We start from the raw sequence: 14,888 nt of genomic DNA, 5'->3' as shown, positions 1-14,888 counted from the left end.
CTGCAATTTTATAGAAGCCCTATAAAAATATTTAGAATCATTAAAAATTAACAAATATTGCCTTATTTATTTTCAAGCATTTTAATAACTAGGTATAACTATAAAAAATACAAAATTATTATGATTCTTTAATATAAAAAACATAACATCCTATAATAAAAATAAAATGTATTTTTTACTAAAATTACTTAAACATATATATTTTAGTTATTTTCTTTATCATCTTTTACCTCGATATTTCTGCTTTGCTCACTAATTATATCATTTAAATGATCGAGCATATTTCCTATGAAATCTAATTTATTTTCCTCAAACTTTTTTAGTTTTTCAGAAATAGCAAATATTTTCTCTTCTGAATTTTTCAAATTATAATATCTCATATTGAGCAATCTATCAGGAGATGTTTCTAATGCTTTGCATATTTTATTTAAATTTTTTATAGATATGTTTCTATTGCCTACTTCTACACCTTGTAAATATTTTCCAGAAAGTGAAGATTTTTCAGCAAGTTCATCTATAGTCATCTTTTTATTTTTTCTTAGTTCTCTTATATTTTGCCCTAAATTTTTTAATACAGTTTGGGTATCTATCATAAAAAACTCCAGTATCTATAGTAATTACTAATTCTAATTATGATATATAATAATTTTAATTAAAAAACAATTTATAAAATGACTATTTGGGAAAAAAGTAATTTTTATCTTCTTATAGCTGGATATAATATATTTATTTAAATACAAAAAGAGACTGCCTTTTTATAAAAGCAGCCCCTTAAACAAAATCAGTTTTTTATGCGTAAACATTTAAATTCTGACCAATACCAGGTCTTACTGGAGCAGAAACGGCCTGAGGCTGAACACTGCTCATTATTTTGTCAACTGCCTGAGCTTGCATGTCAGAAGTTTTTCTTATCATGCTTAAAGATATATCTTGTTTAAGCATAGCTGTTGAATAAGAATTATAAGCTGAAATATCCATAATGTCCTCCATTTCTAATATAGTGTATAAAACTTATTTATATAACAATTGTAAACCAATAAAAAATTTAATCAAGAAAATTTTATAAAAAATAGAAAAAATAAAAATTAACGGAATGTATTATGATAATAAGTCATTTACATAATTAATTGTATGACCAATTGCATATTTTGTAATGCAATTGGTCATGAACAATAATTAAGCATATACATCTAAACTCTTTCCAATGTTGTTATTAATAGCAGCAGATGCTCCTTGCGGAATTACCATACTTGCAACTTTTTCAGCAGATTGAGCAGAACCATAGGCTGAAGAGTTGTAAACATTTAATCCTGCAGAAGTCATATGTCTAGTCAATGGAAACATGTCAGATGAATAAATAGAATAAACTCCCATTTATAACCTCCATAGACTTATTATTTATACATCATTAAGTATCGGAATATATAGATTATTTATTAAAATTAATACAATTTTTACAATAAAAAAACATAAAAAATTATTTTGTGATTTAAAGTATTTTATTAAAGCTGCTTATTTCTATTAACAATATTATTAAATATTATAAGAAGAATTTGATTTATTTTTGTGTTTTTTTGTATAAAAATATTGACTTCTTTTTATATTATACATATACTAGGTATATAAACATAAATAATAACGGAGTTTTTAATATGAAAAAAATATTAATAGTAGGCGGTGTAGCAGGCGGTGCTTCTGCTGCTGCAAGACTTAGAAGACTAAATGAAGAAGATAAAATTATAATGTTTGAAAAAGGTCCTCACGTATCTTTTTCTAACTGCTCTCTTCCTTATCATATAGGAGGATTAATTCCAAATGAAGAAACTTTGCTTTTAATGAATCCTGAAAAATTTTTAAAGCAGTTCAATGTAGATGCCAGAGTAAACAGCGAAGTTGTAGAAATAGACAGAGAAAAAAAAGAAGTTACTGTTGTATCTGAAGGAAGAGAATATAAAGAAAGTTATGATAAACTTATACTTTCTATGGGAGCAAAACCAATAGTACCTCCTTTTAAAGGAATGGATAAAGTTAATGTATTTACTGTAAGAAATGTTGTTGATATAAGCAAAATACATAATTTTCTTAATGGAAAACCCAATGCTAAAGTTACTGTTATAGGCGGCGGATTTATTGGTATAGAAATGGCTGAAAACTTGAAAAAAGTAGGATATAATGTAACAATAGTAGAAGCATTGCCTCAAATAATGAAACCTTTTGACTATGATATGGTTCAAATTCTTCATAGAGAATTAATTGATAATGGTGTTGATTTGATTGTTAATGATAAAGTAGACAGTTTTGATACTAATACAGTTATTTTAGGTTCTGGTAAAAAAATAGAGGCTGATGCTGTTATTCTTGCCATAGGAGTTGCTCCAGAAACTGATATAGCAGTTAAAGCTGGAATAGAATTAGGAAAAACAAAAGCAATTAAAGTTGATGCTAATTATCGCACAAACGATAAAGATATTTATGCTGTAGGCGATGCCATAGAAGTTTACAGTCCTTTATTTAATGATTATTTCAAATTGGCTTTAGCAGGACCCGCTCAAAAACAGGCAAGGGCAGTTGCTGACCATATTAATGGAAGAACTGTTGATAATAGAGGATTTATAGGCTCATCTGTTATAAAAGTATTTGGATATAATGGAGCTTCTACTGGACTTTCTGAAGGTTTAATAAAAGCTATGAATTTAAATATAGATTATGATACAGTTGAAATTATACCTTTTGACGGTGTATCAATAATGCCTTCTGCAAGACTTCTTCATTTCAAACTCATATACGAAGTTCCTACTGGAAAAGTTTTAGGTGCTCAGGCTATAGGGAAAGGAAATGTTGATAAAAGAATAGATGTTATAGCTACTTTAATAAAATTTGGCGGTACTATAGATGATTTAAAAGATTTAGAATTATGCTATGCTCCTTCATTCGGTACTGCTAAAGATGCCGTAAACTTTGCAGGATATGTAGCTTCAAATTTAAGAAATGGTGATTTCAAACAAGTTCATTTCAGCCAAGTAAGAGAATTAGTAGAAAAAGATGCTTATTTCCTAGATGTAAGACCTCCTGAAGATTTTGCTGCAGGACACTTAGAAAAAGCAGTTAACATACCTCTTGGAGCTTTAAGAAGCAGATACAATGAAGTTCCTAAAGACAGAACAGTATACATTACATGCAAAACTGGATTAACCAGCTATACTGCATGCAAAATACTTCAAAATATAGGATTTAATAATGTTGTTAATGTTTCAGGCGGATTTGTAGGTTTATCTCAATATGAATATTATAATGATAAAGTTACTGGAAGAAAACCTATATTAACAGGTTATTTTAAATAATTATCAAATATGTGATAAAAATAGCTATTTTATAAAAAAATGGCTATTTTTATTCATAATAAATAACATTTTACATTTTTATTTCAAAAAATATTTTGTAAAAATCTATTTTTTTTATATAATATAAATTATAATAGAAATATAATAATAAGAAGATTTTTATAAGGATGTAAATTATGGTAATAGAAAATGGATTAAATATAGTATCGCCTTCCGAGGCTGGTGAAATTATTAAAAATACTGAAAATGTAGTTATACTTGATGTAAGAACAGAAATGGAGCATAACTATGAGGGTATGATTGAAGATTCCGTTTCTATGGATTTCCTTAAGCCTAGAGTATTTAAAAGAGAAATATCAAAACTAGATAAGAATACCCCTTATTTGCTTTATTGCTCTGTAGGAAAATTAAGCATTAAAGCAGCTGAATATATGAAAGAAGAGGGATTTAATAATCTTTATGTTTTAGAAGGCGGATTAAAAGCTTGGAATAAACATTTTGGAGATAGTAATAAGGTATCTAAATTTGATAGAGAAGAAGCTGTTGAAAGAAGAAAAAGACTTATAATAAGACTAAATAGAATTGAAGGACAAATTAAGGGAATGAAAAAAATGCTTGCTAAAGGCGAATACTGCGGTGATATACTTAATCAGTCTCTTGCTGTTAAAGCTGCTATGGGAAGTGTTAATCAGGAAATTATGGAAGTATTTTTAAACACATGTATGATTTCACCTAAAGAAAAGGAAGATTTCTTCAGATATATGAGAAAACTTATAAAGTAATTATTATTGTTGTATTTTATAATGGCTTTTAATATTATTTACTAAAAGCCATTTCATTATAAAAAATCTATTTTCCCCATTCATCGGGATTTTTATTCCATTCTAATGCTTTATCTAGTTCATCTTCTGTTATGTAATTTTCATCTTTAGCTATTTCCATAAGAGATGTAAAATTAGATAGTGATGAGAATTTTATACCTGCCTCTTCAAAGTTTTTATACGCTTTTTCAAATTCGTAAGAAAATATTGATATAATCTCAAGACCAATAGCACCTTCATTTTTAGCAGCTTCAAATGCTTTTATAGAACTTCCGCCTGTTGAAATCAAATCTTCTATTAATATCAATTTTTTTCCATCGCATTCAGCACCTTCTATCTGTTTGCCTCTTCCATGTTCTTTTTTCTCTGCTCTTATATAGCATAACGGTTTATTAAGTTCATAAGCTATAAAAGAAGCCCAAGGTATTCCTGCCGTAGCAGTACCAGCTATAACATCAAAATCCTTATCTTTTAATAAGCTCACAAAAGCATCAACTATAACCTGTCTGTGTTTTGGAAAACCTATAACATATCTATTATCGCAGTATATAGGACTTTTTATTCCAGATACAAAAGTAAATGGTTCTTTAACATTAAGTTTAACAGCTTTAGTTTCAAGTAAAGCACTAGCTATTAATCTTGCCTTTAATTTTTTATTATGCTCTATACCTTCTGCAATTTCTTCTACGACCATTTTGCATGCTTTTACTCTGTCCTCACTTCTTGTAATAGGTCTTCCTACAACCAAATAATCGCATCCATTTTCTATAGCTTCTTTCGGAGTCATTATTCTCTCCTGATCATCAACACTAGCCCATTTAGGTCTAACTCCAGGACATACTGTTCTAAAGTTTTCTCCGCATTCTTTTTTTATTATACTAGCTTCTTTCGGAGAACATACCACTCCGTCAAGTCCAGCTTCTTTTCCTAATTTTGCCCAATTAACTGCTAAATCTGTTAATGCTAAATTAGAACTAAACATATTTTTTACATCATTTTCAGAAAGACTTGTTAGTATTGTTACACCTATTATAAGATTATCTTTATTTAATTTTTTTATCTCCTCAACAGTTCTTTCCATCATCTTTTTTCCGCCGCTTGTATGAACATTAAACATAAATATATTTTGTTTAGCTGCAAAAAGAGAAGCCATAGCTGTAGTATTAGGTATATCATGAAATTTTAAATCAAGAAATACTTTTTTATTTTTACTTGCCAAATACTCTATTATTTCTCCTTTAGTGTATAAGAAAAGTTCAAGCCCAACTTTATAGAATACCGCCTCATCTCCAAGCTCATCTATAAGTTTAGCTGCCTCTCCCATAGAGTTAAAGTCTAATGCTATAATCAATCTCTCTTTTGGATCGTCAGTTAATTTTATCATAAAATTTATCCTTTATAATTTATCTATCTTATATATATCAAAATATTATTATATTTAATTTTATAAATGTGCTGACCCTATTAGGTATTTTATATTATCTATATTATTTTCTTTAAGGTAATTATCTATTCCATTAATAACCTCTATAGGAAGAGTAGGATTTGAAAATATACCAGCCCCTATAGAAACTAAAGAAGCACCAGCCATTATAAACTCCAAAGCATCATTATAATTAGTAATTCCTCCCATACCAACAATAGGAATTTTAACAGATTTATATACCTGATAAACCATTCTTACAGCTATAGGACGTATACATGAACCTGATAAACCTCCGAATATATTTCCTAAAAGAGGTTTTCTTGTTTTAGTATCTATCTTCATAGCTAAAAATGTATTAACTAAAGATACACTATCAGCACCTGCATACTCAACACTTTTTGCTATACTTGCTATATCAGTTACATTCGGAGAAAGTTTTACTATCAAAGGCTTTTTATTAAGCACTTTTTTAACAGCTTTTGTAACAGACTCAGCACTCTCGCAGCTTGCCCCAAAAGCCATACCTCCGTTTTTTACATTCGGGCATGATATATTAAGCTCTACAAAATCAACTCTTTCTATTTCATTTACTATTTCAGCTACTTTTACATACTCATCAGTATCTGCACCATTTATATTTAGTATTATAGGAGAAGTATATTTTATATTTTTAACTATATTATTTTTAAAATATTCTATACCCGGATTTTCAAGTCCTATACAATTTATCATTCCAGACGGAGTTTCTGCTATACGTGTACCTTTATTGCCTTCTTTTTTATTTAAAGTTATACCTTTTAAGTTAACAGCCCCAAGCTCATTAATATCAAAATAATTACTGTACTCTTCTCCAAAACCAAAACAGCCTGAAGATGTTATAACATTATTTTTCAATTCTTTACCCAAAAAATTTATATTCAATCTGCTCATAATAATATCCGTTATTTAATATTTAATAATTTAGAATCAAATACTGGTCCGTCATGACAAACTTTTTTTAATGTATATCCGCTTTCTGAATTATTATCTTTTATCTCTATATTGCATCCTAAACATGCATTAACACCGCATGCCATTCTCTCTTCAAGTGAAGCATAACAAAGTATATTATTCTCATTAGCTATATTTACTATCCCTTTCATCATAACTGTAGGTCCGCATGTATATATAATATCAAAACTTTTTTGTTTTAATAGTTCCTTTGTTTTATCTACTGTATTGCATTTATCCCCCACAGAGCCGTCATCTGTTGTGATGTATAAGTCAATAGTGCTTGTATCAAATCTTGTTATTATTTTTATAGCAGTTTCATTAGCTCCGCCCATTATTAAAGTTATAGAGTTATTATTTTCTAATAATTTTTCTATCAAAAGTTTGAAAGGTGCTATTCCCATTCCTCCAGCTACAAGAAGTATATTTTTATCTTTAAAAGATATATCAAATCCATTACCTAAAGGACCTTGAATATTAAGAATATCATCTTTTTCTAATTGTGATAAATATTTTGTGCCTTCACCCTTTACTTGATAATAAAACTCTAATATATCATTATCAATATAGTGAATACTTATAGGACGTCTTAAAAATGTATTACTTTTAAGCATAAAAAACTGCCCTGCTTTTGAATATTTGTAACTTTCTTTTGACTTTACTTTAATAATATATTTATCATCTGATATTGGTATATTATCTATTACAACTGAATCTTCTAAAAACATTTTGTATAAGCCTTTGATTATTAATATTAAATTATAAAAAAAGAATACTTATTCTCTATATTAGAGAATATAGTATTCCTAAAAAACATATGTGTAAAATTTGATATAAAAATATAATACGTTCCATAAAGATTTAATATATCATATATCAGTAAAAATTCAAGCACAGCATAAAAATAATTTTTTATCAAAAATATAATAAAATTGTTATATTTTAATAAAAGTAAAACAAAAGGATAAAAAATGAAAAAATATGTTTTTATTATGCTTATAACAGCATTTTTATTTAGTTCCTGCAAAAATGATACTACAAAACCTTACAACACTACTTCAGGAAACAATAATTCCGTAAGTTCTGATGCCCAAACTGTATTTGAGTTGGTAAACCAAGAAAGGGCAAAGGCTGGACTTGAAGCATATAAATTGGATACAAAATTATGCGAAGCTGCCGACAAAAGAGCTCAAGAAATAGTAGAGAAATATGACCATATAAGACCAGATAGAACTGATTTTGATACTGTACTTGATGAATACGGATTTAATTCAAAAGCATATATTAAAGGTGAAAATATAGTTGCTATGCGTGAAAGTGCATCTTCAGCTATGAACGCTTGGATGAACTCTCAAGGACATAAAGATAATATTTTAGCTGATTATTATACTACAATAGGTATTGGTGTTTATGAGTATAATGGAAGCAAATATTGGGTGCAGCTTTTTTTGAGTGACTCTTTTATCTAAATTATCCTATATGTAATCATGGCATTCATGTCGAAGTATAATGTCGCTGGGAATTGAGGATGTGCTATATACTGCCCTATTTTCAAATTAACTTCTGTATATATTCTGTTTAAGAACTCATACTGAAAATGTGCATAAGCTCCTATTGAATGCCATAACTGTTTAGTATTATTCATATAAGCAAGCATATAATTAATACCTACAGTAAGAGGCATTAAATCAAAAAGCAGCATAGCATCAAGTTTATATGATATATCATTCTGGTCTCTAATTAATAACAAGTCATAATCTAAATAATATTTCCCATATCTGTTGTATGCGTATTTAAAAGTAAGTCCTGCTTGAAGAGTTAATCCTCTGCCTTCAAATAATGATCTTAAAAAACTCACTTTAAATGTAGGAGTAGCCTCAGCTTCAAATGATATATTAGAAGTTTTAGGTGCATTTGCTATTGAATTAGTACCGAAATCATCGCTTGGACTATTAAAATTCACAAAACCTCTTTTGGCATATGAAAGATAATAATTAAGCATTGACACTTTTACATCTATATTAAAATATTCTGATATTGAACTGTTTACAAATAATGTAAGTCTGTTCATTTCAGCACTAATATGATCACTTATTCCAACATCAGTTTTTATACCCTCCCAAATATAACCAGGAAATACATCGGATATAAACCTATAAAAAAGCATAATCTTTCCGCCACCGTCCAAATATGGGCTGAATCTTCCATTTAAATCAGCACCTATATAAAGACCCGCCTGCATATTGGTTTGAGCATTAAGAGGTTTTAGTATTACTAATGCATATAATATAAAAATAATTAAAAATTTTAATAACTTCATCTAAATAAAAAAATAATCAATATTATAATAATTCATTATATTATAACATTTTATAAAAATATGTATATGGTTTTAGCGTATTACATAATTATAAAGAATAATTGTTAAAGCATAAAAAAGGAGACATTATTAAAAAGTCCCCTTAATAAATTTATATCATCAAAAAATTATTGATTTTTTAAAGGTGTTACAATAGTATCTTCAAAATCATTGTCGCTGTAAGTTTCATCATCAGAATAAGCCTCTTCAGCACTCATCAAAAGATTAGCTTCTTCTTCCTCTTCTGCTTTTTTACTTTTCTTTTTTGAAGAAGAACTTTCAGGGTTTTCTTCATCATCACTGTTTTCTTTTGCTAATTCTTTAGCCCCACCATTTTTCTGCTCTTCTAAATACTCAGCAAGTTTTTCTTTTACTTTGTCGGCTCCTCCCATATTTAATGTCTCTCTAATTTGTATCTCAAGCTCCATACGCATTTTGGGGTCTGACGCTAAAAGTTCTCTCACCTTCTCTTTACCCTGAGCAATCTGTTCTCCATTATAGTAAAACCAAGCACCGCTTCTAGTGATAATTTTTGCTTCCATAGCCAAATCTATTAAAAGACCTTCAGATGATATACCTTTACCGAATATTATCTCTAAATTAACAACTTTAAATGGAGATGATAATTTATTTTTAACAACCTTTATTTTTACTTTATGACCTATAGTATCATCGCCTTTTTTAATCCATTCTGTTCTTCTAATATCAAGTCTTACAGATGAATAGAATTTCAAAGCCTTACCGCCTGTAGTAGTTTCGGTAGGACCAGCTCCATAACCAGTAGTAGCGATATTTTGTCTTAATTGGTTAATAAATATTACCGCAGTATTTGTATTGCTTATTATAGCTGTTAATTTTCTTAAAGCATGGCTCATAAGTCTAGCCTGTAAAGCTATATGGGCGTCCCCTATATCACCAGCAAGCTCTGCCTTAGAAACAAGTGCCGCAACAGAGTCCACAACAACTATATCAAAAGCAGTAGAAGAAACAACCTTTTCTAATATTTCAAGTGCCTCTTCTCCACTGTTTGGCTGAGATATATATAAATTATCAATATCTACCCCCAAAGCACTGGCATATACTGGGTCAAGAGCATGTTCTGCATCTATAAAAGCAGCATATCCTCCAGCCTTCTGAGCCTCTGCTATGATATGGAGAGTAAGTGTAGTTTTACCTGATGCCTCATGACCATAAATCTCTATAATTCTTCCGCGAGGAACTCCTCCTACACCTAAAGCATGATCAAGAGTTAATGCTCCAGTAGATATAACATCAACATTAACAGTTTTATTACTTCCAAGTCTCATAAAAGAACCAGGACCGTATTTTTTATTTATCTGATCGGTAATAGCTTCTATAGCCTCATTTTTACCGTCTTTTTTTACTTCAGCAGTTTCTTTCTTTTTAGTAGCCATATTTAAAGATTCTCCTAAAAAACAATATAATAATACATTGTATAAAGATACATTGTTTTTGTCAAGTTATTTGCAGATAAAAAATGAAAAAATTAAAAATATTTTGGTTTATAAAAAAAGCCCCTTATAACAGGAGGACTAGCACCCAGTTGGGTTGACTTACCGTTGCTTCCTTCCGAACCTGGCGGATTCATCATCAACTGCCGTAGAACCCCGTTATAAGAGATGTATTAAAAAAATAAAAACATATATACGGAGAGAGTGGGATTCGAACCCACGGTGCTGTTACGCACACACGACTTCCAATCGTGCTCCTTCAACCAGCTCGGACATCTCTCCTAATTATTTAATTTAAGCGTGCCTGAGAAGATTTGAACTTCCAACCTTCAGAACCGCAATCTGATGCTCTATCCAATTGAGCTACAGGCACTTAAATATTTTAGTTTCAAAATTATAACATATTTAATATTTTTTTGCAAATATTAATTTTAGTTTTATATATCAATTTATTATATTATTAACTATTAATCAAATAATCCATCTCCGAATTTTAATCCCAACTGAACTCCAAAATCAAATGAAGCTAAATTTCTGCTGTCTACCATAACTAACTCAGCTCCGCGTAAATCTATACCGAAATCTGTACCTATATAAGCTCCAAGTAAAATAGCAACATCTTCATGAACATAAAAAGAATAATCAAAAGTAAGTTTAACATAAGTCATAACAGCGTTTTTCATAACTGTATTCATTTTTGAAGCATTATAATATCCGTAAGTTCTTGTAGCTGTATTATCTTTAGATATTTCTGTAGAGTGAGTAAGATATAATGGAAGTTTTACTCCTACTCCCAAACCAAATGCAAACTTATCATAATGAAATTTAGGAAGTATTCCTATAGATAGATTTTCAAAAGTATAATATTCTTTTACCTTTACATTTACATTATTTTCATCATAAGAACTAGACAGTCCAAAAGAATCATGAGCATATCCCAAATCAAGAAGTAAACTTATGCCTTTATCTCCATCTGTTATCAAATATCCAGCCTGCAAATTTACACCTGCATCAAACCCTACTATTCCGCTACTTTTTCTATAATTGTTAATATAATCAGCTGTAGCTTGAGAAGTATTAAAACTAACATTATAAAAACTAAAACTAGCTCCTATAGGCACCATAATATTAAACTGCCATCCGCTGTCAGCAAATGATAATTTAGCAGATACCAACATAATAGATAAAATAATAACTGTAATCTTTCTCATAAAGATACTCCTTAAAAATAATTATACTAAATCTATCTTTTTAGCTTCATGCCACAATTTATCCAAATTATAATATTCTCTGCCCTCTTCAGTAAAAATATGCACTACTAAAAAACCATAATCACTTAAATACCAAACAGACTCTGGATCATTATCATTTTCAGCATAAGGTAAAACACCTTCTTCTTTTAATTCCTTGTAAACAGCATCAGAACCAGCTCTCATTTGCGGAGATGAAGAGGCAGTTGCCAATATAAAATAATCTGAAAGAGTTGTTACTCCGTCTAAGTCAAGAATTGTAATATTTTCTAGTTTTTTATCATCTAAAGCCTTAGCTGCCTTCAAAGTTAATTCTTTAGCTTTTTCTCTGTCTATAAATTTCTTTTTTTAGGTTTTGATTTGTTTTCGTTAGAACTTAATTCATTATTATTTTCGTTGTTAATATTGTTATTGTGTAATTTCATAGTAATCATTCCCCAAAATTAATACTGCATTATTTAATACTCTTCTGTCAGTTTTGGCATATACTCGGCTTACCCTACCCTCATTTGCTACCATAAATGCCTTTTCTATCTGACCATCTCTTATAAGTACAACACTTTCATTTAAGTTGGTAGTAAAATTGCCGTACTCCCCTGCTGCAAATCCCCTATAACGCATTCTTATATTTATTCTGTCGGCAAGACCTGCAACTGTAGTAGCATTAAGCACTGTTAAACTCACATCTTCATTAGTTAGCTCACTTTTCTGAGTTTTTAGCTCTACATATAATGTTAAATCGTCCATCTGTTTAATAAAAGCACTTCCTTCAAATATAGGAGTTAATACCCCGTTATCATCTAGCCTTGCATCTATATTTTCTATAACCAATGTTCTTTCATTGCTGTTTGCAAGTATATCTAAAAATGCCTTCATATCAGGAGGTCTTAAATTACTTTTTACCTTTGAAGCTATAGCTTTACGCATATCCTTAGAATGAAGAATATTTCTAAGCTGAGGACTTTGTATAAATCCTATCATAGAATTAATTATTACATCTTCTAATCTATAAAGCGTTTCTATATCGCTGTATCCGTTCATTTGCAGATAATGCAGATATGATATTACTTTGCTGCTTGTAAAAAGCCATTCTCCTATACCAAATGAAAGTTCGTATCCTTTCTCCTCGTCTATAAACTCAATAGGCTCTTCAACATACATTTTCACTCCACCTATCAAGTCTATAATATCAGAAATTTGATTATTATCAATAGCAATTCTGTAACTTATTTTTTTATCAACGGATGTTTCTATAGCTCTAAAAACAGCACTTTCTCCTCCGTTTTTATATAAAGTTTCTAATGGTACAGGAGGTAAATCCTTGCTGTTTTCCCATAAAGCTATATTACGCGGAAGCCCTATCATGCCTATTCTGTTATGAAGACTTGATATAATACCTACATAAGCTCCGTAAATTTCTCTATCATCATCTATAAATAATACTGCAAAATACAAAGGCTCATCATTCTTTTTTGCTGTATTTAATTTACTAAAGAAAAAGTAATAAAATATAAAACCAAATACAAATACGATAATAATAGCCGAAAAAAGTACAAGCATAGCAGCCTTCTTATTTGCCTGACTTATAGTTCTAAGTGCTTTATCATCATTATTATTTTTTTTATGTTCAGTCATCAATATATAATATATTATGTTAATTAAGTTGTCAAATATATTTGAATACTAATAATATAAAAAAGAATTACAAAAATATTTTTTATGTTAACTCTATTGAAATTGTTATACTTTATACTATAATAATACTAAAAATACTAGAGAGGAAATCTGAGTATTATGAAAATTTTTAGAAAAATTGTTTTTTTATTTTTGGAATAATTTTGTCATTAATATCTATAAATGCATTAATGTCATACCGTGAACCAAAAAAAGAGAAAGAAATAACAAAAGATTATTAAATATGTTTTTTTTAAGAAGTAAAATCGTATTAGCTATAATACTAATCTATAGTATTAATATATATTCTATTACACTTACAATACTGCCTTTTACCTCAGAAAACGAAGAGTGGATAAATGAGTATAAAGTAGATGATGGTATACCTAGAGTTTTGCAGGACTCTCTTATAAATACAAAAATGTTTAATGTTACAGATTACGATCTATTAGTATCATATTTTAGTTCATATGATATAGTGCTTTCCTATAAATCATTGGTAACTAATCTTCAAATAGCTTCAGATTTTATTAAAGAAACCTTTAATTCAGATTATATCATAACTGGCGAGGTATTAGACTTTAATTTGAAAAAAGGCGGAAAAGATGCAGCAAATGTTAAGTTTAGAGTGAATTTACTAGATATAAACTCATTAAAAACTATAAAATCATTCACTGATACAGGAACATATACTCTTCCAAACAATAGTCAGGTATATTCTGCCGAAGATGCCTTATTTAGTGAGACAGCTTTAGGAAGAGCTTCAGCTATTGCTCTTAATAAAACAGCATTAAGTATATCCGATTTTTTGGGAAATCCTCCGTTAACAGGTATTATAACTAGAGTAGAAAATAATCAAATATACATAAATTTAGGAACAAAAAATAATATAGAAAAAGGCGATGAATTTAATATATACAAAATAGAAAAAATACTTGAAATGCCAAATTCAAATCAAATAAATATTATAACTAATATAAGCAACAGTCCTAAAATTTTTACACAAACAAATCAAATAAATAGAAGCTATATGTCAGTAAGAACAAATGAAAAAGGTGATGTTTGGTATACTAGTGAAATGCTCTATAAATATAGATATTATAAAAATGTTGAAAACTTTATAGCATCTGCAAAAGTTGTAGAAACTTATAATAATTTTGCTATATTAGAAAGTGAATATTATGATAAAATAGAACCCATGATGATAGTGAAAGTTAAGGATGAGGAGTAAAAATAGTATGATAACTAAACAAAATGTAGTTTACAATGAAATTGATAAAGAAGATTATTACATTTATATAGATCAAAAAACCAATAAAGGTATATTTACTCCATACTATAAAGGAAGTTGGAATAGTTTTTTATATGATTTTAAATTAGATATTTGCAGAATATTTCATAAAAATGCAAGGTCGTACTCTATTATAGATTTGTCATTAGACGGTACAAAAATAATGACAATATCTGTTACAAGCAATGATTCTAAAAATAATGTATTTAAAATAATAGAAATAGGTACAAATAAAGTATTATTAGAAATAACTGAATGGTATGT

At 28.8% G+C, this 14,888-nt stretch carries 14 protein-coding genes, 2 tRNA genes, 1 other RNA gene and 2 pseudogenes; 5 read left to right on the top strand and 14 right to left on the bottom strand.

All coding sequences use genetic code 11. From position 1 onward, the window contains the following. Positions 1 to 203 precede the first annotated feature (203 nt). From KQ44_RS14130 to KQ44_RS14120, 3 genes are all read right to left on the bottom strand, one after another. Complete coding sequence (locus KQ44_RS14130) at positions 204 to 593, bottom strand: helix-turn-helix transcriptional regulator (RefSeq protein ID WP_096737986.1); 390 nt, start codon at positions 591 to 593, stop codon at positions 204 to 206. A 196-nt stretch (positions 594 to 789) separates the two neighbouring features. Continuing rightward, positions 790 to 978, bottom strand: coding sequence for a putative motility protein (locus tag KQ44_RS14125; RefSeq protein WP_013114816.1), 189 nt, complete (start codon positions 976 to 978; stop codon positions 790 to 792). A 198-nt stretch (positions 979 to 1,176) separates the two neighbouring features. Next, on the bottom strand, positions 1,177 to 1,374 hold the full coding sequence (locus tag KQ44_RS14120; protein WP_013114815.1) for a hypothetical protein: 198 nt from the start codon (positions 1,372 to 1,374) through the stop codon (positions 1,177 to 1,179). Between the two features lie 278 nt (positions 1,375 to 1,652). Between KQ44_RS14120 and KQ44_RS14115 the strand changes: the two genes are divergently transcribed. Next, the gene (locus KQ44_RS14115; protein ID WP_096737985.1) at positions 1,653 to 3,341 is read left to right on the top strand and encodes an FAD-dependent oxidoreductase; all 1,689 of its coding nucleotides are present in this window, start codon (positions 1,653 to 1,655) and stop codon (positions 3,339 to 3,341) included. A 176-nt stretch (positions 3,342 to 3,517) separates the two neighbouring features. After that, a complete protein-coding gene (locus KQ44_RS14110; protein WP_020004703.1) occupies positions 3,518 to 4,123 on the top strand; it encodes a metal-sensing transcriptional repressor in 606 nt (201 codons plus the stop codon). Positions 4,124 to 4,190: 67 nt separating this feature from the next. Here KQ44_RS14110 and pyrF read toward each other — a convergent pair whose 3' ends face one another. Genes pyrF through KQ44_RS14095 form a run of 3 tightly spaced genes read right to left on the bottom strand, consistent with a single transcriptional unit; the run spans position 4,191 to position 7,306 of the window. Next, positions 4,191 to 5,546 carry an orotidine-5'-phosphate decarboxylase gene (pyrF, locus tag KQ44_RS14105; RefSeq protein WP_096737984.1) on the bottom strand — a complete coding sequence of 452 codons (1,356 nt, stop codon included), beginning with the start codon at positions 5,544 to 5,546 and terminating at the stop codon, positions 4,191 to 4,193. 60 nt (positions 5,547 to 5,606) lie between these two features. Further along, positions 5,607 to 6,518, bottom strand: a complete 912-nt coding sequence (locus KQ44_RS14100; RefSeq protein ID WP_096737983.1) for a dihydroorotate dehydrogenase — start codon at positions 6,516 to 6,518, stop codon at positions 5,607 to 5,609. Positions 6,519 to 6,529: 11 nt separating this feature from the next. After that, positions 6,530 to 7,306: a dihydroorotate dehydrogenase electron transfer subunit gene (locus tag KQ44_RS14095; RefSeq protein WP_096737982.1), complete on the bottom strand. Its 777-nt coding sequence runs from the start codon at positions 7,304 to 7,306 to the stop codon at positions 6,530 to 6,532. Between the two features lie 243 nt (positions 7,307 to 7,549). Between KQ44_RS14095 and KQ44_RS14085 the strand changes: the two genes are divergently transcribed. Continuing rightward, positions 7,550 to 8,047, top strand: coding sequence for a CAP domain-containing protein (locus KQ44_RS14085; RefSeq protein ID WP_096737980.1), 498 nt, complete (start codon positions 7,550 to 7,552; stop codon positions 8,045 to 8,047). Here the strand turns inward: KQ44_RS14085 and KQ44_RS14080 are convergent. The 8 genes and pseudogenes from KQ44_RS14080 to KQ44_RS14045 all read right to left on the bottom strand — a co-directional run bounded on the left by KQ44_RS14080 (position 8,044) and on the right by KQ44_RS14045 (position 13,294). Then, positions 8,044 to 8,898, bottom strand: coding sequence for a toxin A (locus KQ44_RS14080; protein ID WP_096737979.1), 855 nt, complete (start codon positions 8,896 to 8,898; stop codon positions 8,044 to 8,046). The two genes, KQ44_RS14085 and KQ44_RS14080, sit on opposite strands and share 4 nt — an antisense overlap. 167 nt (positions 8,899 to 9,065) lie before the next feature. Continuing rightward, positions 9,066 to 10,352, bottom strand: a complete 1,287-nt coding sequence (gene recA / locus KQ44_RS14075) for a recombinase RecA (protein WP_096737978.1) — start codon at positions 10,350 to 10,352, stop codon at positions 9,066 to 9,068. A 124-nt stretch (positions 10,353 to 10,476) separates the two neighbouring features. Further along, an RNA gene (ffs, locus tag KQ44_RS14070) (signal recognition particle sRNA small type) lies at positions 10,477 to 10,571 on the bottom strand. Between the two features lie 34 nt (positions 10,572 to 10,605). Next, positions 10,606 to 10,691 (bottom strand) — tRNA-Ser (locus tag KQ44_RS14065). Positions 10,692 to 10,708: 17 nt separating this feature from the next. After that, positions 10,709 to 10,782, bottom strand: a tRNA-Arg gene (locus tag KQ44_RS14060). A gap of 94 nt (positions 10,783 to 10,876) precedes the next feature. Then, positions 10,877 to 11,620: a hypothetical protein gene (locus KQ44_RS14055; protein ID WP_096737977.1), complete on the bottom strand. Its 744-nt coding sequence runs from the start codon at positions 11,618 to 11,620 to the stop codon at positions 10,877 to 10,879. 21 nt (positions 11,621 to 11,641) lie between these two features. Next, a pseudogene (gene rsfS / locus KQ44_RS14050) lies at positions 11,642 to 12,084 on the bottom strand (ribosome silencing factor). Continuing rightward, the gene (locus KQ44_RS14045) at positions 12,068 to 13,294 is read right to left on the bottom strand and encodes a LytR C-terminal domain-containing protein (protein WP_096737975.1); all 1,227 of its coding nucleotides are present in this window, start codon (positions 13,292 to 13,294) and stop codon (positions 12,068 to 12,070) included. The pseudogene rsfS and the gene KQ44_RS14045 overlap by 17 nt, the downstream one beginning before the upstream one ends. Before the next feature lie 283 nt (positions 13,295 to 13,577). On the opposite strand from KQ44_RS14045, the gene KQ44_RS14040 reads away from it, so the two are divergent. Next, the gene (locus KQ44_RS14040) at positions 13,578 to 14,564 is read left to right on the top strand and encodes a hypothetical protein (RefSeq protein ID WP_096737974.1); all 987 of its coding nucleotides are present in this window, start codon (positions 13,578 to 13,580) and stop codon (positions 14,562 to 14,564) included. Between the two features lie 7 nt (positions 14,565 to 14,571). Then, positions 14,572 to 14,888, top strand: a pseudogene (locus tag KQ44_RS14035) (hypothetical protein); the annotation flags it as partial.

Source organism: Brachyspira sp. G79, from assembly GCF_002379365.1.
Classification (GTDB): domain Bacteria; phylum Spirochaetota; class Brachyspiria; order Brachyspirales; family Brachyspiraceae; genus Brachyspira.
Note: the sequence above shows the minus strand (reverse complement) of the source record. Positions and strands in the feature narration are given on the sequence as shown.